Source organism: Stenotrophomonas sp. YJH_SMC_57 (assembly GCF_059369755.1).
The window spans coordinates 32,520-52,160 of sequence record NZ_JCAFSZ010000012.1 but is presented as its reverse complement, the minus strand read 5'-3'; the positions used below and the strand labels follow the sequence as shown (position 1 = coordinate 52,160).

The 19,641-nt window shown below is 65.2% G+C and carries 13 protein-coding genes; 2 read left to right on the top strand and 11 right to left on the bottom strand.

Annotation, left to right across the window (positions count from 1 at the left end):
- Positions 1-21: 21 nt before the first annotated feature.
- On the bottom strand, positions 22-882 hold the full coding sequence (locus AC5P7U_RS16585; RefSeq protein WP_197564483.1) for a LytTR family DNA-binding domain-containing protein: 861 nt from the start codon (positions 880-882) through the stop codon (positions 22-24).
- Between the two features lie 175 nt (positions 883-1,057).
- Between AC5P7U_RS16585 and AC5P7U_RS16580 the strand changes: the two genes are divergently transcribed.
- The gene (locus AC5P7U_RS16580) at positions 1,058-2,263 is read left to right on the top strand and encodes an acyltransferase family protein (protein ID WP_197564484.1); all 1,206 of its coding nucleotides are present in this window, start codon (positions 1,058-1,060) and stop codon (positions 2,261-2,263) included.
- Positions 2,264-2,303: 40 nt separating this feature from the next.
- Here AC5P7U_RS16580 and AC5P7U_RS16575 read toward each other — a convergent pair whose 3' ends face one another.
- From AC5P7U_RS16575 to AC5P7U_RS16535, 9 genes are all read right to left on the bottom strand, one after another.
- Positions 2,304-5,219: a DUF2135 domain-containing protein gene (locus AC5P7U_RS16575; RefSeq protein WP_414555187.1), complete on the bottom strand. Its 2,916-nt coding sequence runs from the start codon at positions 5,217-5,219 to the stop codon at positions 2,304-2,306.
- A gap of 182 nt (positions 5,220-5,401) precedes the next feature.
- On the bottom strand, positions 5,402-5,728 hold the full coding sequence (locus AC5P7U_RS16570; RefSeq protein ID WP_197564485.1) for an SUKH-4 family immunity protein: 327 nt from the start codon (positions 5,726-5,728) through the stop codon (positions 5,402-5,404).
- A 421-nt stretch (positions 5,729-6,149) separates the two neighbouring features.
- On the bottom strand, positions 6,150-6,503 hold the full coding sequence (locus tag AC5P7U_RS16565) for an Imm12 family immunity protein (RefSeq protein WP_197564486.1): 354 nt from the start codon (positions 6,501-6,503) through the stop codon (positions 6,150-6,152).
- A gap of 154 nt (positions 6,504-6,657) precedes the next feature.
- Positions 6,658-7,047 (bottom strand): Imm44 family immunity protein, encoded by a 390-nt coding sequence (locus AC5P7U_RS16560; protein ID WP_197564487.1) that lies wholly within the window; start codon positions 7,045-7,047, stop codon positions 6,658-6,660.
- A 423-nt stretch (positions 7,048-7,470) separates the two neighbouring features.
- Positions 7,471-7,869 carry an Imm12 family immunity protein gene (locus AC5P7U_RS16555; RefSeq protein WP_108765029.1) on the bottom strand — a complete coding sequence of 133 codons (399 nt, stop codon included), beginning with the start codon at positions 7,867-7,869 and terminating at the stop codon, positions 7,471-7,473.
- A 15-nt stretch (positions 7,870-7,884) separates the two neighbouring features.
- Positions 7,885-12,408 carry an RHS repeat-associated core domain-containing protein gene (locus AC5P7U_RS16550; RefSeq protein WP_495221275.1) on the bottom strand — a complete coding sequence of 1,508 codons (4,524 nt, stop codon included), beginning with the start codon at positions 12,406-12,408 and terminating at the stop codon, positions 7,885-7,887.
- A 19-nt stretch (positions 12,409-12,427) separates the two neighbouring features.
- Entirely contained in the window at positions 12,428-12,556 is a 129-nt protein-coding gene (locus tag AC5P7U_RS16545) for a hypothetical protein (protein ID WP_006441023.1), read from the bottom strand.
- The gene (locus tag AC5P7U_RS16540; protein ID WP_197564488.1) at positions 12,553-14,169 is read right to left on the bottom strand and encodes a hypothetical protein; all 1,617 of its coding nucleotides are present in this window, start codon (positions 14,167-14,169) and stop codon (positions 12,553-12,555) included. Before AC5P7U_RS16540 ends, AC5P7U_RS16545 begins: the two co-directional genes overlap by 4 nt.
- A gap of 19 nt (positions 14,170-14,188) precedes the next feature.
- A complete protein-coding gene (locus AC5P7U_RS16535) occupies positions 14,189-16,432 on the bottom strand; it encodes a type VI secretion system Vgr family protein (RefSeq protein WP_197564489.1) in 2,244 nt (747 codons plus the stop codon).
- A 228-nt stretch (positions 16,433-16,660) separates the two neighbouring features.
- Between AC5P7U_RS16535 and AC5P7U_RS16530 the strand changes: the two genes are divergently transcribed.
- Positions 16,661-17,710 carry a DUF1176 domain-containing protein gene (locus AC5P7U_RS16530; RefSeq protein ID WP_006440932.1) on the top strand — a complete coding sequence of 350 codons (1,050 nt, stop codon included), beginning with the start codon at positions 16,661-16,663 and terminating at the stop codon, positions 17,708-17,710.
- Positions 17,711-17,794: 84 nt separating this feature from the next.
- Here AC5P7U_RS16530 and recJ read toward each other — a convergent pair whose 3' ends face one another.
- Positions 17,795-19,552, bottom strand: coding sequence for a single-stranded-DNA-specific exonuclease RecJ (recJ, locus tag AC5P7U_RS16525; protein ID WP_197564490.1), 1,758 nt, complete (start codon positions 19,550-19,552; stop codon positions 17,795-17,797).
- Positions 19,553-19,641: the final 89 nt, after the last annotated feature.

Here is a 19,641-nt window from a genome sequence, read left to right as displayed (position 1 = left end):
CGGGCCACACGGCCCGCCCGCTCACCCGCCCGCCAGGGCGAGCCGGAGTTGGGGCAGCTGTCGTCTACTGCACGGTACTTTGACGCCATCGGCCATGTGGAGCAGCGCCTCGCCGCCCTCCAGTGGCTCGATCGAGCGCAACTGGCCACGATTGATCATCCAGCTGCGATGCGGGCGTAGAAACACCCCCGGATCCAGCCGCTGCTCCAGCACCGACATGGTGATCCGCAGCGGGTAATCATGGCCACGCACGTGGAGGTTCACGTAGTTGCCTGCCGCCTGGGCGTATTCGACGTCTTCGGTGGCGACCAGGAACTCCTTGCCCAGCTTGCGCACCAGGAAGTGCTGCGGGCGCTCGACCGGCTCCACCGGGACGCCAACGTCAGGCTCGGCCAGCAGGCTCGCCTCGCCCTGGCGCCGCCGCCCAAGCCAGCTGGCCAGGTGCTCCAGCGCCACGAACAGCGCAAACGTACGCACATCCTTCAGGTATTCGTAGGCAAAGCGCTCCAGCCAGCCGGCATCGTCCTGGTAGCGATAGCCCACTGCCGCGTAGGCCAGGTGCCGGACCACCATCATTCCCACTACGTGAAGCAGCGACCAGCCCACGCTGGCCAGCAGGTACAACGGCAACCGCCGGCGCCAGGTATCGGCATGCAGGGGCCAGCGCTCGCACCCCCACCACAGCAGCGGCAGGGTCGCCAGGATCAGGCTCAGGCTGCTGAACTCCCAGATCAGTGGCTCCCACAGGCCCAGATCCGCGCCCCGGCGTCCTGCGTCCATCACCTCCACCAGCGCATTGCTCACCGCTGAAACTGACAGGATCGCGGTCCATACCAGAATGCGGGTTGACGTACGCCAGCGCGTCGGGCGCCCCTGTGCCATTGCTGCATCCATCTCGTTGCGGTGCTCCAGCGTGCCTCAAGGGGACGAGGGTAGCGGCTCCACTGGTCCCCCGCCGCCCGCCATTGGTCACCTTGGCGGTACCAGCGGGCCCAGCGCCATGGTCACAGCGCGTGTTGGCGCTCACCGTGGCCTGACCTCCCTGCCCGGCCTACCCATGAACCGACGCCACGACATCGACGCCCTGCGGGTGTTCGCCTTCGCCCTGTTGATCCTCTACCACACCGGCATGGCCTACGTGGACGACTGGGGCTTCCACCTCAAGAGCGTACATGCCGCCGAATGGCTGCAGTGGCCAATGGTGTTCGTCAACCGCTGGCGGATGTCGCTGCTGTTCCTGATCTCGGGCATCGCCATTGCATTGATGCGGCCGGAAGGCAGGCTGCTGCGCTTTGCAGGCCTGCGCACGTGGCGGCTGCTGCTGCCCTTGCTGTTCGGCATGTTCATCATCGTGCCGATCCAACCCTACTGCGAAGGGGTGGCCAACGGCCATGTCGCACCGGGCTTCGGCGCCTTCCTGCTGCGCTACTGGCAGGTGCGGCCGTGGCCGGAAGGCAGTTTTGCCGGCTGGCAGTACGGCATCACCTGGAACCACCTGTGGTACCTGGCCTACCTGTGGAACTACACGCTGGCGCTGGCCCTGCTGATGCCGCTGCTGGCGCGCGCGCCGGTGCGCCGCGCCATGGCCCGCGTTGCGGCGTCGGGCTGGCTGCTGATCGGCATTCCGTTCGTGCTGCTGCTTACCTGGGTGGTCTGGCTGGAGCCGATCTACCCGTCCACCAATGCCCTGCTCGGCGACTGGTACCAGCACGCGAAGTACGCCACGGTGTTCCTGGCCGGTTACCTGCTCGGTCGCGAACCCGTGTTCTGGGAACGGGTGGTTGCCCTGCGCCGCACCACGCTGTGGCTGGCGCTTGCCGCCGTCGGCTGGTACATGGGCCTGCGCATCCTCGGCCAGGTGCTGCCGGCCGACTCGCCGCTGCGGCAGTGGCCCGCTCCTTTCTGGGACCTGCAGGTCCGGACCAGCCAGTCGCTGTACGTCTGGACCGCGCTGCTGGCCATCCTCGGCTGGGGCAAGGTCATCCTCGACCGCCCGTTCCGTTGGCTGCCGTACTGCACCGAGGCGATCTATCCCTGGTACATGCTGCACCAGAGCCTGATCATCGCGCTGTTGTTCTGGCTCAAGCCGCTGCAGCTTGGCGCGTGGACCGAGCCGGCGCTTCTGCTCGGCGGTACCGTCGGTGGCTGCCTGCTGATCCACGAGCTGCTGATCCGCCGCGTGCGCTGGCTGCGGCCGCTGTTCGGGCTGCGTGCCGAGCCACGATCATTGCCGACCGCACACGCCGCGACGGCGGCCTCATAGAGCCGAGCCCCTGCTCGGCTCCGCATCGACCCTGGGTGACTCATTCCACCGTGAACTCACCCACCAGCACGGTCTCGGCGCGGTCCTTCAGCCGCATCGTGACCATCTGGTCCTTCTGCTTCGGCGTGCCCCAGTGGGTGGTCAGGCGCAGCATCAGGGTCGTCGCGCCGGTCACCAGCTGCTGGCGGCTACCGAAGTAGTTCGCCTCCACCTTGTACCTGCCGGGCCTGGCGTTGCGCAGCGAGAACTGCTCCGGGCCGTAGCCACCGGTGAAGTCCTGCGACATCTGCCCGCCCTGGTAGGTCAGGCGGTTGCCGTAGTACGCGCGCTCGCCGTTCGGGTCGGTCACCCACAGGTCCATGTCGCTGTTGTCGGCATCCCAGGCCAGCACCACGCGCAGGTCCAGCGGCATCGCCTGCAGCAGGCGCGGGTCGATGCCCGTGGTGTCCAGCACCGGGCGGCTGCGTGATACCAGGTTGGTCAATTCGTCCAGCGCGATCAGCGCAATACCATCAAAACGGTTGTCCCACGGCCGCACCACCACCTGGTACAGCGGCGCCATCGCGTGCTGCGGCTTGCCGGCGGCGGCCAGCGCCAGGCCGAGGTCACGGAAACTCTGCGGTTCTTCCTGGCCCATCGCCAGCACCTGTTCGAACACCGGCACCGCCAGTGCGGGCGCGTCGGCCTGCATCAGCCGGTAGCCGAGCACGCGCAGCAGGTGGCGGTTGTCCAGGTCCATCTCGGCCAGGTTCGACAGCACGCGCAGCGCCAGCTCGCGCTGGCCCTGCTCCAGCAGCAGGTCGGCCACATCCAGGAAGAACGCACTGCTGTCCGCATGTGCCTCACGTTCGGCCAGGTAGCGGTCATACAACCGCGAGGCAGGTCCCTGGCGCAGGCGGCGGGCGATCGCTGAATCCGGCTGCCATGCGGCCAGCTGGATGCCGAGCTCGCCTTCGTTGGCGGGCCCCGCTTGATCGATGGCCGAGCCGGTGACCACCACCGCGTCGAGCGCCTGGTTCGCCGCGGACACGGAGCGGCGCGCGCGCGCGCTGCCGGCCTCTCTGCGCTGTTCGGCCGCCGCCATCGGTGCAGGCGGAGCCGCTGGTGCAGGCGCAGCCAACATCGCCATCGGCGCCGATTCCATCGCGTAATCTGCGGACGCCACTTCCAGTGCCCTGCCCTTCAACTGCGGCGGCGCATCCTTCGGCCAGCTGCGGCTCCACCATTGCTGGCGCTCCTTCCAACGTTCAGCAACCTCGTCCAGACGCTCGCGATCGGCAGCGGCACGGTCGCTCACCTGCCGCGCGAAGCGGGCGTCATACTCGGCGCGCAGCTTTCCGGACGGACGAATCGCATAGCGCAGGTAGTCCTCCAGCGTTTCCAGCACGATCAGTGAGGTATCCGGCCCGACCAGGCCGAACTGCTGCGACAGGCGCTGCATTTCCTCGCGATTGCCGCGACGATCGGCGGCCAGCTGTTGAAGGCGTGCCTGCGCCCACAGCCCCGCAAGCAATTCACCGTCATCGCCTTTCTGCGTTGCTGGCAATGCCTGCCAATCACCGGCACCGACACGGAACCGCATCGGCACACCGTCAGCCGCCAGCCGGGCATGCAGCCACAGCCAGCCTTCGGCTTCGCTGCGACGATCAATCACCACGTCCTGCACGCCACGCCCCGCGTCGACCTGTACATCCAGCGGCGGGGACAGCAGCTCACGCGCAGCGGCGTCGACATCCTTGCCGAGCGCGACGAAGCGGCCGCCATGCGCTTCGCTCCAGCTGCGCAGGCGCGTGCTGTCGGTGCGGGCACCGGCGCTGCTGACTGCAAACAGGCGCTGCTCCGGCGCCATCGCTGGCAGCTGCTCCGGCCCATAGGTCAGCAGGCCATCGCTGACCAGCAGGTACTCCCTCACGCTCGGCTGCGGTTGCCACTGGGCCAGCGCACTGGCCCCGTCCGGGCGCACCGCCTGCAAAGCCGCGCGCAGCTCGCTCCAGTTGCCTGCGCGGATACGGAAGCGGCGCACCGGCTCGGCACGGTCGCGCAGCACGGTCAGCGCGACCGTGCCATTGCCCATCGCGGCGAAGTAGCGATCCAGCAGCGCAAGCTCACGCGCGCGGTCGCGCTGGCCGGAGGAACCGGAGCCGTCCCACAGCAGGCCGACTTCGCTCGACGGCGTGCGGGGAGTACCGCTGACCGGCACCGGCAGCTGCGCCAGCAGATAGTGGTCGTCCTGCCACGGTGCCACCTGCACCTGCGGCTTGCGTTCGGACGGCAGCGTCCATTGCAGCTGTGCCGGCAGCTGCGCGCCGCGGCCCTGCCATTGCAGCTGGCCCGCCGTGATCTGGAACGGTGCGGTACCTGCGGCCATCGCCCCCGGCGCCTGCACCTTCACTGCAACGGAGGCGGCACCTGCGGCGAACTGCAGCGGCAGCGTCCATCGCCAGCTCTGGCCCGAGAAGGCCAGCGGCTCGCGCAGCACCAGCTGCACGCGGCGACTGCCACCGGCCGGCAACGGGTAGATGCGCAGGCGGAACTGGTTGCCCGCCGTCTGCTCCAGCAGACCGGGGTCGACGCCACGGCGGGCGATCTCCTCGAAGACCTGGCGGCCGCGATCCTTGGGCACCGGCACCGCCTGGCGCAGTTCGCTGCCGATATCCAGGGCAAACCCGGTGATCTGCTGGCCCTCGGCCAACGGGAACTGCAACTCCCCTTCCAGCACGCGCCGGTTCGGATTGTGGAATTCCAGGGTGATGCGGGTCTGGGCGATGCCGGCGCGGACCTCACCCTCGATGCTGGCCTGGCGCAGCTCAATGGGCTGCTCGGCACCCGCAACCTGCAGCAGGGGGGCTGGAGCAAGCGGCCGGACGGCCGGGCGAGACTGTGCGTAGGCAGACCCGGCCAAGGTGCCGAGCAAGAGGGCCAGCACGCAGGGGGCGCGGCGGAGGACGAGGGGCATTGGACGGCTCCAGCGGGAGGATGGATGGTTCAACGCCTGGGTAGGGGGAACGGGGTTGCTGGGGAGGCAGCCGGCGCGCATGCCCCTTTCCAAGACCGCCGCCTGCCTTGACCTGATTCAGAATCGCCTCCCGTCCAGTCATCCTTGCAGCCACATGCGACGCTCCCCTGCGTCGCGCAACATCAGATCTGGCCGTCTTCCAGCTGCTCCAGCACAACAGACCACCACGCGCCTTCCGCGAGTGCAGCAGGGTCAAGCGTGGTCCATTCCGCCGCCATCGTGCTGATTGCAACATCACGATTGAACCTTTGCACTGTCGGACGCGCTTGGAACTCACCTCGCCTGAAGGCCTCAAGCCTGGCCTGCATCTCTGACTGGGAGTAGACAACGGGACCGGATTCCCCTGACCTGGCCTGCTCCTGAAATGCCTCATACAACGCCAGAAACCCGAGGAAGCTGGACAAGCGACCATTGACGAACTTATGTATGCCATCACCCGCCGCAATCACCTTTCCGCCTGCTGATAGGCAGAGCAAAAGCTCCCGTCCCCATGGCTCGTGCGCAACGACGAGAAGCTCCTTCCCGCGGATAGGCCGTCCACGCAAGCGGCGCGAACGAAATGCTCTGTTACCCAGCCCGACGAACAACCTCCACGAGGAACCCAGCAAAGGAGCTCGAAAACGTCTCGAATGCACCGGTGTTGTAGTCGTACCTGAGAACTGGGTACTCCCCACCTTTGAGCTCACTGCGCGTATCGAAGTAGAAGGCATCATCGGAGTCCGGAACATAAACAGGGAGCATCCCCGAGGGGGGGGAATCCATTCTCCTCACAACCAGGAAAAACCCTCGCGCGTGATGATCCGGCGATCATCGCACCAAGGCGCTCAAAATCGGAGTCCCACTCAGGATTCACCGGACCTCCCGGGCCAATCACGTGAAGCGCGACTTCAAGGCATCAACAGCGCCCGACAAACTGATGTTGCCAGCACTTCGAGGCAGCGCCGCACTTTCAAGGCAACGAACCAGCCAGCGCTCAATTGCAGATGCGACGGAATCATCATCGATGCGCGAGGCCTCTTCAATTGCAATGCAGATGGCGATAGACACACTTCTCCTTCTGGCAGAGAACTTGGTCGTCGATGAAACGCCTGCCGCACAATAGTCGGTCACACTGCCACTGATCCACAGCTCGACATCGATCACATCCAAGCCGTCGACGGATACTTCTTCAAGGGCAGATTTCAGCCAAGTACGAGCCTGGACGATTCCGGGAAGGATCTTCATGTGACGCGCGCAAGCTTGTCGCAAATAAAGGCGATGCGCACAAGGCTGGGCCATCCCTCAACAACTACTGAGAGGCCAGGCGATTGCAGCTATCCGAGGGACACTCAGGCTACAGCCGCAAGCTCAACGGCTACGGAAAGAGACGACTTCACCTTCAGTCAATCCAACCAATTGATGCCGCCTCCTTCTTAAGTGCAAACATGAAGGATGCGACATCAAGACCTTCAAATTTATACTTTCCCAGCGAGTCCTCAACGTAATTGAAGAAATATTTCGCAACGACAGACCTTTGCTGCTCAACATCCATGTCTTTCAGCGAATCCTCTGAAAAGCACATGTCAAGAAAGAGAACAGATTCAGCCTTCGAAAAACGACGTGATGACTTCCTGCCCAGCTTATCTGGAAGGCATCTGAAGACGAAGAACACCTCGAGACTGATCAAGTGCAAATTTGATTCTAGAGCTGGGAACACCGAAACAAGCTCATTCGCAACTTCATAGACGCGCGTTTCGCCACTTGTGTCCGTGGACAATCCAAATTTCATGTCTCCCTCAGCGCTTGCATTCGAAGCTTTCGACGGTGAGCGCGAGGTCCTGCCCGCTCGTCGCGCATTTTCATAGCGAACCCCCGACGCCTTGCGATGCCTGAATGCACAACCTCCCAGACCCGAGCAATTCTCCTCGACCAAGCGAGCATTCTGGACCGGAACATCATCTGCCGCATCTCAATTTTCAGGCTCATCAATGAGGAGCACCTAATCTGAACGGAAGAAAGGGTTCCCATACTCCCGCAGCCAGGATCTGTAAGAAACAGGCAGAAGCAAGCCAAGCTCGCTCCTCCTCCTCCACGAGATATGGAGGAGCAAACACGAACAGAAAAAACCTCGCACACAATGATCCTGCGATCATCGCGCCAATGCGCTCAGAAGCAAAACCCCAACCAGTCCTCGCCGGATCTCTCAAACCAATCACTTGAAGCAAGATTTCAATGCATCAACAGCACCTGAAAATTCGATTTTGCCAGCACTTCGAGGCAATTTTACGCTCTCGAAACCGCGAATCAGCCAGTCGCCAATTGCAGATGCAGTGGAATCATCATCAACGGCAGCGGCGTCATCCTTCGCAATGCAGATGGCAAGCACAACACTTTTCTTCTTGGCTGAAAATCTAGCCGAAGAAGAGAGGCCTGCCGGGCAGTATTCAGTCAAGCTTCCACTGATCCACAACTCGACATCAATCGTCTCCAGACCTTCAATGGACACTACTTCAAATGCTGATTTCAGCCTGGCGCGAGCCTGCACGACTTCAGGAAGATACTTCACCCCCGTCTCTGGCCCGCCCATCCTTCCACTCAAAGTTACATCCATCTGTCCTCCATAGGTCTAGCTGCGACAGCCGGCGGCAGCCGCAAGTCTCTTGGCCAGGTCATCGGCCGCCGCCAATGCATTCTTCGCAGCCGAGGATAGCGTTGCACTTGGGTTGCTACCAGCCCAGCTTTCAAAATTCCTCGGTCCCGGCAGTGCGCTTGTCAACTCCCGTTCAAGATTGAGCATGTCCTGCCTAGTCCCTCTGGCCACCTCAATGACGTCCCAGTCTCGCGGAATTGAACTACCGTATCGAGCCCTCGGATTTGCCACTTCTTGAGTGATTCCCCACTTCTGGAAAACGCCGGATTCGTCGTACTGCGCGTACAACACTGAGGGCTTAGTTGACGTCTTCGAATTGCCATGAACACTCGGCTTAGGCTTAGGCTTAGGCTTAGGCCCGGGCTTTCGTGCAAACTGGCCATTCTTTCGATGTTTGTTCCATAGCCCCAGGGGATCGACAAAGCACAGCGTATTGGGCCCGAACTCATACACATTTGCTACGCCAGAATCCAGGCCAATTGGATCCTGCGAGATGTAGCCTCCGGCCCAAGGATCGTAGTACCGATGCCGATTGTAGTGAAGACCAGTTTCTTCGTCGTAGTACTGCCCGAGCAGGCGCAGAGGTTGTTCCAGTCCGCAGCATTCAGAGACATATGCAGCGCCGAGGCCCGTGAACTGTGCCTGCCACAGCAAAGCCCCGCTTGAATCCAGAACTCGAGCTGCTGCCCCATTCGGGTCGAGTTGGTAGAGCAGTGCTATGGTCGCCGGAATATCCTTTCCGGCCGCTTGAATTCGCCCATCCAGACCATCAAGCGCCCCTTCTCTCGATGGATCGGCTGCCGGCCCATCTCCGATGGCGTAGGAGCGGAACTCAGCACTGCCTTCCTCTGGCACCGTAGCAATGGCAGCTATCGGCTCACCCAAAGCGACCTGGCCCAACGCGCCAAACCCGTTGCCACGGGTCGAGCCCATCAACGCGGGTCTCTTCCTGAGGGCCGTGGCAGGTTCAACTCTTGCTTGGCCGCAGGGCGCACTACGCACTACAGTCGGAGTCTCGTAAGCACATCCCTGCTTCTGCTTCACGAGCAATACTAGTGGTTCAAACGTCCCCGGGTAGTACACATACTCCCGCACCCGCTCATGCAGCTTTTCCAACCGCCGCTGCCGGCGCCTCACCTCCACCAGGCTCGCCACATTACCCACCCAGACCGGCGCCGCCTCTTCGGCATCGTTGGCCTGCTGCACCTCACCCAGCAAGGCATCTCCATCCCAGAAGAACCACGTCGTCTGCGTTGCATTGCGCTTGAACACCCGCCGTCCCAGCGGGTCATAGCCGTAGTACGTGGACTGCCCGTTGCGGCGACTCTCGGCCAACCGATGGTTGGCATCCCAGATCAGCGTCAGGTCATCCGGCGCATCCCCATGCGGCACGCCCTTGCGCACCAGGTCGCCTGCCCGGTCAAACACGTAGTGCATGCCCTGGTAGGAGCCTTCGCGCGTCCAGGTGGTCAGGTCGTCATCGTCGCCGCCCACCACCTTGCGCGCCTGCACCTGCTTCACCTCGGTGCGCAGCCGGTCGCCCGCCGGGTCGTTGAAGTAGCGCTCCACCTTCCCCTTGGGGTCGATGTGCTGCAGCAGGCGCCCGATCGCGTCGTAGCGGTACTCGTCCACGCCCTGTGCGCTGTCGCTGCGCCGGGTCAGGTTGCCACTGCGGTCATAGTCATAACGCGTTTCGAACAGCGGCGCAGCATCCTTCAGTACCGATTGCGAGGTCAGCAGGTTGCGGCTGTCATAGGTGAAGTCGCGCTGTAGATGCGGGCTCAACTGCTCGCGCGTCGTGCGACCCAACGCGTCGCGCTCAATGGAGATCGGCGACTCGTCGTTGATCGCCACCGACACCGTCTGGTCGCGCAGGTCGTAGCCAAACGCCACCCGGTTACCCGCCGAGGTCTCCCGCAGGACCTCATTTCCCACTTCATCGTAGCCATAGCCCACGCGGAAGCCATCCTGCAGCTCTTCCAGCAACTGGCCCAGCGTGTCATAGCGGCGCTTGACCGTGCGCGCCGGATTGCGCAGCTCGACAATCTGCCCCTGCACGTCGTAGACAAAGTGTTCCTGCACCTGCTGGCCAGGACGGCGTACATCCGGCAGCGTCTTGCGGGTGATGCGCCCAAGCTTGTCAGTGGTAAAGGCGATGCGCTGGCCCAGCGGATCCAGAGTCGCGGTCAGCCGCCCGGCAGCATCGTAGCTGTAACGCCGTGATTGCCCCCAGTAGTCCACTTCCTCGACGATGCGGCCCAGCGCATCGCGTACAAGCTGATAGGTCTCGCCGCGCTGATTGATGACCGCGATGAGCTGTTCTTCGGTGTCGTAGCGGTACTCCACGCTGTGGCCATCGGCCTGCAGGCGCTTGCCGATCTGGCCGATGCCCACGTACTGCAGCCGCGTCTGCGCGCCCACTTCATCGGTGTAGCGCACCAGCTGATCTTCGGCATCGTACTCGCAGCGCACACCGTTCCCATCGGGGCCAGCAGTGGCCAGCAGGCGTCCCTTGGCGTCGTACTCGTAGCGACTGGTCTGTCCCAGCGGATCCACCTGGCGCAGCAGATTGCCGAGCGGATCGTGATCGAAGCGGCTCTCATAGCCGAGCGCATCAATGACAGCCGCCACCAGGCCATGACGGTCGTAGCGCAGGTGCGTAACCGCCTGCCGCGCGTTGATCTGGGCTTTCAACTGGCCCTGTGCGTCGTACTCAAAGCGGGTGGTCGCACCCAACGGGTCGGTCTGGCTGATCAACTGACCCTGCCCGTCATACGCCTGTTGCCAGTCGGCGCCATCCGGCGTCCGCAGCGACACCATATGGTCGTCCAGGTCGTACTCCATCTGGATCGACGTGCCATCGGCGCGCGTCAGGCAGACCAGGTTGCCCTGCGCATCATAGGCAAACGCCGTACGCAGCCCCTCCGGATCGGTCACCGCCACGGTCCGCCCGAAATCGTCGTACTCGAACAGCGTCACGCCATCGAGCGGATCGATCTCGCACAGCGGCAGCTGATTCTCGTCGAACTTGACCACGCTCAAGTGGCCCAGCGAGTCGGTTACCCGGGTCTCGCGCAGCAGCGCGTCGTACTCGAAATGGTAGTCGTACAGGCCACCGTCGCCCCACGAGTGCACCACCCTGCCCTGCGCGTCGAACGCGTAATGGAACGACAGGCCAACGCGGTCGGTGTGCCGCACCATGCGGTGCTGTTCGTAGGCGAAGGTGCGCGGCGCTCCCAGCGCGTCCACCGCCGCCAGCAGATCGCCGTCGGCGCTGTAGCGATAGCTCACCAGCGGATGCACGAGGCCGGTGGCCGGGTCATGCAGCGCCATGCGGTCGATGCGGCCGTGGCGCGCCTCCACTTCGATGAAACGGCCCTGCAGGTCGCCGATGCCACTTTCGACGATGCGTACCAGATGGCCGTCGCGACGCTCGAACCGCCAGTGGTTGCCATGGGCATCCTCGATGCGCTCGATCGGCCAGGATTGTGGATTCGGCAGTGCGCTCACGCCTGCCGGCAGTTCGCCACCAAACACGTACTTCAGCCCGCTCTTGAAGCGCACCAGCCACTGCCCGCGCCGACGCAGCAGGCGCGCGCCATCAACGAAATCGAGGATGGCGCCGGCCTCGCCTTCAGCGGGCGGCAACTCGGGGAAGAACGCAGCCTGGTCCGGGCCGGACAGCCACACGCTGCCGTCGTCCAGCAGTTCCAGGCGGATATCAGCCGGCGTCTGCCAGCCGGCGCCGCAAATACCCGGCTCACCGGCCCAGCGCGAGCCGTAGCTGCGCTGCCAGGCAAAGGAAAGCCGCCCCGGAATGTCGAAGTCCTGGTGGCTGACCACCACGCTGCCATCGCGGATATCCACCGGCTCGGCACGCAGCACCTTGCATTTCAGGAAGCTGGAGGGCAGATGGCCCCACTTGCCGCGCCGCCAGTTGGCGAACGCATCCATCTTCTTGCGGAAGAAAGCACTCTTGCGCAGCTTGCCCAGCCCGGCGAATGCGGCGCGGAACGCCAGCGCGGTCCATGACACCGTCGGCGGACCGCCGACGGTGACGCTGGTGGGAATGGCCACGTTCAAGCCGGTCGGCAGCGACATCGCGCGCAGCGGCTTCTTCGGCTTCTTCATCCGGAACGGATTGATCATCCCGGCCAGGTTGCAGTCCAGCACCGGCATCGCCAGCCGCGAGAACGGTTCGCCATCGGCAGACACGGTACGGCTGCCCATGAAGATCTCTTCGCCGTCGAACTGCGGCCCCATCGGCGCGGCCAACGGCGGGCCCCACACGCCCAGCGGAATGTGGATGTCCAGGCCGCCGGTGCCGGCGGTGCCGCGATGCACGCCATTGACCTTGATGGTCGAGCCGATGAACGGGATGTAGTCGAACGGATCCAGCACCAGGCCGATGTGCGGCGTCGGCAGCGGGCACGGTGGCACCGCGTACATGTGGATGTCGATGCCCAGCTGCGGATCGAAATGCTTGGCGGCGATGCTCACGGCAACACTCCCTGTTGCTTTACAAGGCGCGGAACAACGCGCGCAGGAACGCCTTTACTTCGTCACGGTACTCGGCGCTGATCCAGGTCACGACGATGATGCCCAGCACGATGGCCACCAGCATCACCACGGTCTTGTTCGACTTCATGCAACAGCCACTCCTGTAACGGTCGTTCCGGCGGGTGCGGCCGCGGGCGGCTGCAGCAGGCCACTGGGGTCGGGCAACGGCTGCATCGCTGGCGGCTCGCTCCACACCGGAATGTCATGGTCTAGCGGGTGCTCGATGGCTGGCAGGCCGTTCCAGCCCGGGTCTAGGAAATCACGACCAACAGCCACGATCTTGCGGAAGAACTCATCGCCGCCCTGGATCAGCCGCTCGCGCTCCTGCTGGGCGCGGTGGAAGCCACGTTCCAGCGCAGCATCCAGCTCCGCGTCGATGGCATCCAGTGCCGGCCGCACCGGCCGCGGCCCCAGCGCACGCCCCTGCGCGTCGGCCTTTTCCAGCAGGCCGGTGCTGGCCTGCAGGTAATCAACCGCCACCTGCTGCAGCGAATCGCAGCGCCGCGCATCCTGCAGTTGCAGCAGGTCCCATAGCGCCTGCGGCAGCGTGGTGGCCTTGCGGTCGGCCAGCGCCAATGGCTTGGCGATGCGGATCGCCTCCAGCAGTTGGGTGCGTGCGGCCTCGCGCTGGCCGGCCTGCAGCTGGCACCACCCGGCCATGCGCTGGCCTTCCAGCGCGAACATCGGGTGCGGAATGCTTGCCGCCGACGTCGAGGCCTGCAGGTAGGTCTGTGCGGCGCGCTCCGGCTGCTTGGCCGCCAGCCAGCAGCCGGCCTCGCCGAACCAGCTCTGCATCACCAGTTCCGGTGCAGCCGGGTTGCCGCTCATGCGCGCGCCCTCGGCCGCGCTGCGCGCCTGCCGGTAGCTGTTGATCGCCTGGCCGTGATCGCCGTGCTTCAACCATGCACCGGCCACCATCATCTGCACCACCGACTGCTGGTCCTGCCAGCCCTGCCGCTGCGCCAGCCCCTGTGCGCGCTCGGCGCGGGCCACCACCTGCGAGGGGCTGCCGCGTTCGAGCAGCAGCATCAGGTCGGCCAGCAGCTGCCGGTACAGCACTTCCGGGCCGCGGCCGCCAGACTGCGCGGCGGTATCGCGGGCGATGCCGAACATGTCGACCGGCGCACTGACCACGCGCGCGATCCTGCCGTGCCGTTCCAGCAGCGACTGCCAGCGCGGATCCTCCTCTGTATCCACCAGCACCAGGCGCAGGCGCGGGCCAGGGCCGGCGGTCAGCGCGGCGTCCACCCAACGCTCGAAGCCCTCGCCAGGCACGCAACGCTCCGGCTCCAGCACCGCCGCCAGCAAGCGCAGGTGTTCACCATGATGCTCGATGAAGCTCTCCAGCACCTCGACCACACCCTGTGCGCTGTCGGGATGCCCTTCGTGCGGGCCACGCCAACCGAGCGGCACCTGCTGCGCGCGCAGATCTTCCTGGCTGGCCACATAGCGCTCGAGCAGGTCCTGCTTGAGCTGGCGGCTGTAGCGGAAGCCCAGTTCGTAGGCGGTATCGATGCGCAGGAAGTAGTCCGGCGTATCGCGACCGGCATCGTTGCGCTGCATTTCGAAGAACGCGGCCAGCAAACGGCTCGCCGCCGCTGGCAGGCGCCAGACCAGCAGCCGCCGGCTGCTGTCGGCGCACGCCTCCAGCCAGGCATCGCGCAGTGCATTCAGGCCACGCAGCATGGGGGTGTCCTGCATCGTACTTCTCCCTTGCGGCTCAGCAGTTGAGCTTGATCTCGCTGCCGTTGACCGATACACCACCGGCGTCGATCACCACTTCGGAACCACCGGCGGTGATCTTGATCGCGCTGTCGGTGATCTCGATGACCGAACCGCCAACCTTGCTGGTGAGCTTGACCGCCGACTCCAGGCTCATCGCGCCGTCCGAGCCCTGGCTGTGGGTGCCGGTGGCATCCTGGCTGAAGTTGCCGGTGACATCGATGACGCGCTCGCCGACGTTGCTGTCGTCGACCTTGCCCTGCACCTTGCGCTTGTCCTGCCCGGTGATCGTCACTTCACGCGCGGCCTGCAGGGTCTCGGTGACCAGCCCACCCACGGTGCGGCTGGAGGTGGAGGTGACGGTCTCGGTCCAGGTACCGGTGCGCTGGCTGGTGTAGTTGCCGGTCAGCGTGGTCTTGAAATCACCGGTGATGGTCTCGGTATAGCCGGCGGCGGCAATCGTCTTGGTTTCGCCGGTCTCGTACTTCTCGGTCACCGCGCCGGTCACATTGGTGGTACGGGTGCCGCTGACACCCAGCGTATCGGTGCCGGTCACAGTGATGCCGCGGTTGCCGCCGACACTGATGTCCTGGTTGGCGCCGACGCCCATCGTGTGGTTGACCGCCACCGTAGTCGACTTGTTGTTCTTGATGCTGGCGTTCTGGTCGTTGAGCACGGTGGTAACCATGTCACGCTGGGCGCGCATGTTCAGCAGCTCGCCGCCGGCGCCATCGTGCATGGTGATTTCATTCCAGCCCGCGCCCTTGACCGTCTTCGACTTCAGGCCGCTGACCTCCATGCCGAACGGCGGCATGTTGTCTTCGTTGTAGACGCGGCCGGTGATGATCGGCCGGTCCGGATCACCGTCGAGGAAGTCGACGATCACTTCCTGGCCCACGCGCGGCGGCGACACGCCGCCCATGTCCGCGCCGGCCCAGGGGCTGGCACTGCGGATCCAGCACGAGGCGTTCTCGCGACGGTCCAGTTGGCGGTCCCAATGGAACTGCACCTTCACCCGGCCATAGCGGTCGGCGTGCAGTTCCTCGCCCGGCGGGCCGACCACGGTGGCGGTCTGCGGGCCCGGCATGCGCGGCCAGGGGGTGAGCCGCAGCGGGCGGTACGGGATGCGCCGCCGCAGCACTTCGGCCTGCACTTCCACGCTGGGCGCTTCTGCACTGCCGAAATCGGCGGCAAAATTATTGTGGCCTTCGCGCTGCATGCTGACCACGAAGAAGCTGCGATCGGTGTCGTCGCGGCCGATGAAGTCCGGATGCCGTTCCAGATCAAAGCAGCCGCCGGCCTCCATCTCGCCGGCATTGCCCGCACACTCGAACAGCTTGGTCGGCCAGGTCACTTCCTCGTTGCGCACCGCGGCCAGCGCCGTACCGATGCGGCTGTTCATGAAGCGCGCGGCACCGTCGTAGCGGTACTGCTCCAACGGCGGCAGCAGGCCCAGCGGCACCTGGTTGCCCTGGTTGCCATCCAGCCGTTCGCCCGGCTGCTTGAAGTCGAAGCTGCGCAGCGTCTGCACGCTCGGCCCGACCCGGCGCCGCGCCCCCCAGCGATGCAGGCCCGTGCTGGCCAGGGTGCCCTGGTCGGAAACAAACGCGATCGGCTGCGGCTCGCCATGGGCAGTGCTCAGCGTCGAATCGTCGCTGATCACCATCTCATGGCCTTCTTCGTCGTGGACGAAGCTGTAGTACAGGCCGGCATCTTCCAGCAGGCGGCTGACGAAGGCGAAGTCCGATTCGTTGTACTGCACGCAATACGGCAGCGGCGCCAGCTTGCCGGCATTGAGGTCGTAGCGGAACCTGGCCAGCTGCGCATAGCCCTCGAAGACTTCCTCGATGATCTGCAGCACGTTCCGGTCCTGGAAGATGCGGCAGTTGCAGGTGTAGTCGAGGAAGGCGAACCACGGCGCCAGCTCGGCACGATAGGCGCTGAACTGCGCCTGCTGCCCGGTGCTGGCGAACTCGCGCACGTAACCATGCACGCTGCGGTTGCCGAACTCATCGCCGAGCTGCAGCCGCAGCGGTTGCCCGACCAGCTGTTTCAGCTCCAGTCGCGGCTGGATCGAGAGCAGATCGATGCGGTACGCAAACGGCGCGGACACCGATTCGGCCCCGTCGAAGCGCTTGACCAGGAACGTGTCCGGATCCAAAGCGGTTTCGACGCGGATCAGGCGTCGGTCCTGATGCAGGCGCTGCAGCGTGGCGCCGGGAAGCAGTGATTCGGCGTACATCGGGCGTTCCGTCGTCCCATGTTGGTCGTGGCCCGACTTTGCCATTGACCTGTGCCATGTGCCAGCTTTTTGACGCAATCAGCGCTGGATAAGGAGATGAATTCATTAAGGATTTTCACGACAGCGCGAACCACGTCACAAATACGGAGAGCACAGCGCAGCCATTCAGGCTGGCGCTGACGGTCCTGGCTGGGCACTCTGTGGCCCCGCCCATGTGTATGGATACCCATGCGTCAGTTCCTGCCCATTGCCCTGCTGGCCTTGGCCACCCCGCCCGCTGCCAACGCCGGGGCACCCTCCAGCGGCCTGTACTTCCAGCACCACGACTGGGTGGTGGCCTGTGACAACACCCGTACCTGCCGCGCCGCCGGCTACGCCGCCGACGAGCAGAGCACGCTCAGCGTGCTGCTGACCCGCAAGGGCGGCGCCAACCAGGCCATGCAGGGCCGTCTTTCGCTGCAGCCGGATGAAGGCCAGGCCCGGCCCGCCGGCGCGCTGCGCCTGCATGTTCGCCAGCAGGACCTGGGTGTGCTGGTAGCGGACGAGGGCGAAGGCATTTATGCCCTGACTGCCGCGCAGACCGCCGCACTGTTGTCGGCACTGGTGCGCGACGGTGGGATCAGCGTGAGCGATGCCACCGGTCAAACTTGGGCGTTGTCGGACAAGGGCGCTGCCGCAGTCCTGCTGAAGATCGACGAGTACCAGGGCCGCCTCGGCACGCCCGGTGCCGTGATGCGCAAGGGCAGCACGCCCGAAGCCAGCGTTCCGGACGCGCTGCCGGTGCCCGTCGTGCGCAGCGCATCGACGTCCGATTCGATTCCGGATGACCCGGCCTTCGTGCAGTTGGCGGCCTCGCCCGCGCTGCGCGCGGCGCTGCGTGCCACGCTGAAGGACAACAGCTGCGAGGGCCTGCTGGAGGCCGATGCCGATATCCCGCTGAGCAACTCGGCACTGGAGATACGTCGCCTGGACGCGCAGCACGTGCTGGTCAACGTGCCCTGCTGGCGCGCGGCCTACAACACCGGCGACGGCTACTGGGTGGCCCGCCCGAAGGCCCCGTTCCAACCGCAGTGGGTGACCAGTGATGCGATCGACTATGACGATGGGCAGATCATCGCCGTGCAGAAGGGCCGCGGACTGGGCGACTGCATCTCGCAGAGCACCTGGACCTGGACTGGCACGGCCTTCGTCGCGAGCGCCGAAATCGCAGCAGGCCTATGCCGCGGCGTGCCCGGTGGCACCTGGGAACTGCCGACGCTGGTGACCGAGGTCCGCTGACCTCACAGAAAAAGGGGACGGAGGGGATTAAGTCGCAAGTGGCAAACAAGGCACAAGCGACTTAATCCCCTCCGTCCCCTTTTTTCAGGTGGGCAGGCAGTGCTCGACGATCAGCTGGATCGCGCTGCCACCACGATAGTCATCGCAGGCCAGGCGATAGGCGAGATGCACATGGCGGCCCGGCGCATTGCCGTGCCAGCCGCCGAAGTGGATGGCGTTGATCGTGCCGGGCACGCCCGGCAAGCGCAGTTCCAGCTTCAGGTGGCGCTCCTTCAGCACGCGCCAGTTGGCCACTTCGAAGTGGCCGTCGAACAGTGGTTCCGGGAAGCCCTGCCCCCACGGCCCAGCCAGGCGCAGCGCGTCGGCATGGCGATGGTCCAGCTCGTCCGCCGCCAGTTCACCGTCGCTCAGCACCTGCTGCTGCAGCGCCGCCGGGTCGAGCATTTCCAGCACCACGGCGACGAAAGCGGCCTTGAAGTCATCAATGTGATCGAGGCGCAGGCTGAGGCCGGCGGCCATCGCGTGCCCGCCGAAACGTTCGATCAGGCCCGGATGGCGTGCGTCGACCAGCGCCAGTGCGTCACGGATGTGCAGGCCGGGAATCGAGCGGGCCGAGCCACGCAGTGTGTCGGCGCCCGGTTCGGCCGGAGCAAAGGCGATCACCGGACGGTGCAGGCGGTCCTTCATCTTCGATGCGACCAGGCCCACCACGCCCGGGTGCCAGTCAGCATCGAACAGGCAGGCCGCCACCGGCCGCTGTCCGGCCATGTCCAGCACCACGCGGGTCAGCGCCTGCTCGGCGTCGTCGGTCATCGACTGCTGCACCGCGCGCCGTTCCGAATTGATCTGCTCAAGTGTCTGCGCAATGTCGCGTGCCTGCCGTGGGTCCTCGGTCAGCAGCAGCGCGATGCCCAGCGCCATGTCTTCCAGCCGGCCCGCAGCGTTCAGGCGCGGCCCAAGTGCGAAGCCGATATCGGCGGCGGTCAGTCGTGCGGCATCGCGGCCACTGGCTTCGATCAGGGCGCGCAGGCCGACACAGCCCTGCCCGGCACGCAGCCGGCGCAGGCCCGCGCTGACCAGTGCACGGTTGTTCGGATCCAGCGCCACCAGGTCGGCGACGGTGCCCACCGCCACCAGGTCCAGCAGCGCGGTCAGGTCCGGCCCCTTGCCATCGGCGAAGACACCGGCCTCGCGCATCTGCCGGCGCAACGCCATCAGCACGTAGAAAATCACGCCGACACCGGCCAGCGATTTGCTGGGGAAGGCATCGCCATCCAGGTTCGGATCGACGATGACATCGGCCGGCGGCAGCTGCGGGCCCGGCAGGTGATGGTCAGTGACCAGCACCTGCCAGCCGCGCGCCTTGGCGGCGATGACACCGGCATGGCAGGCAATGCCGTGGTCGACCGTGACCAGCAGGTCCGGCTGCAGCGCGGCCAGTTCGTCCACCAGCGACGGCGACAGGCCGTAGCCATGCAACATGCGGTTGGGCACTGCGTGGAAGACATGCTGCGCGCCGAGCATGCGCAGGCCACGCACGCCCACCGCACAGGCGGTGGCGCCATCGCAGTCGAAATCGCCCACCACCAGGATGCGCTTGTCATGGGCGATGGCTTCGACCAGCAGGCCCACCGCATCATCGATGCCGGTCAGCAGCTCGGGCGCGTGCAGACTGCCCAGTTTCGGCAGTGCCAGCTCCGGCGTTTCCGCGCCACGCGCTGCGTACAACCTGGCCAGCAGCGGCAGCGTGCCCTCCGGCCAGCTGCCGGGTGCGACCGCATCGCGGCGGCGGATCGTCGGCGTATCAGAGGTGGGCTGCACGGCATCGGCGGCAAGGGACATCGGCATCGCCGGTTACGAAAGACAGAGGGATGATACCGCGCGTGGGAGAGGCTGGCGGGATTGCGCCCGGCAGCTGCGGTAGTGCCGGC

Coding starts and splice junctions, on each gene's coding strand:
- AC5P7U_RS16585 (WP_197564483.1), bottom strand. CDS start 882: ATGGCACAGGGGCGCCCGACGCGCTGGCGTACGTCAACCCGCATTCTG.
- AC5P7U_RS16580 (WP_197564484.1), top strand. CDS start 1,058: ATGAACCGACGCCACGACATCGACGCCCTGCGGGTGTTCGCCTTCGCC.
- AC5P7U_RS16575 (WP_414555187.1), bottom strand. CDS start 5,219: ATGCCCCTCGTCCTCCGCCGCGCCCCCTGCGTGCTGGCCCTCTTGCTC.
- AC5P7U_RS16565 (WP_197564486.1), bottom strand. CDS start 6,503: ATGAAGATCCTTCCCGGAATCGTCCAGGCTCGTACTTGGCTGAAATCT.
- AC5P7U_RS16560 (WP_197564487.1), bottom strand. CDS start 7,047: ATGAAATTTGGATTGTCCACGGACACAAGTGGCGAAACGCGCGTCTAT.
- AC5P7U_RS16555 (WP_108765029.1), bottom strand. CDS start 7,869: ATGGATGTAACTTTGAGTGGAAGGATGGGCGGGCCAGAGACGGGGGTG.
- AC5P7U_RS16545 (WP_006441023.1), bottom strand. CDS start 12,556: ATGAAGTCGAACAAGACCGTGGTGATGCTGGTGGCCATCGTGCTGGGC.
- AC5P7U_RS16540 (WP_197564488.1), bottom strand. CDS start 14,169: ATGCAGGACACCCCCATGCTGCGTGGCCTGAATGCACTGCGCGATGCC.
- AC5P7U_RS16535 (WP_197564489.1), bottom strand. CDS start 16,432: ATGTACGCCGAATCACTGCTTCCCGGCGCCACGCTGCAGCGCCTGCAT.
- AC5P7U_RS16530 (WP_006440932.1), top strand. CDS start 16,661: ATGCGTCAGTTCCTGCCCATTGCCCTGCTGGCCTTGGCCACCCCGCCC.
- recJ (WP_197564490.1), bottom strand. CDS start 19,552: ATGTCCCTTGCCGCCGATGCCGTGCAGCCCACCTCTGATACGCCGACG.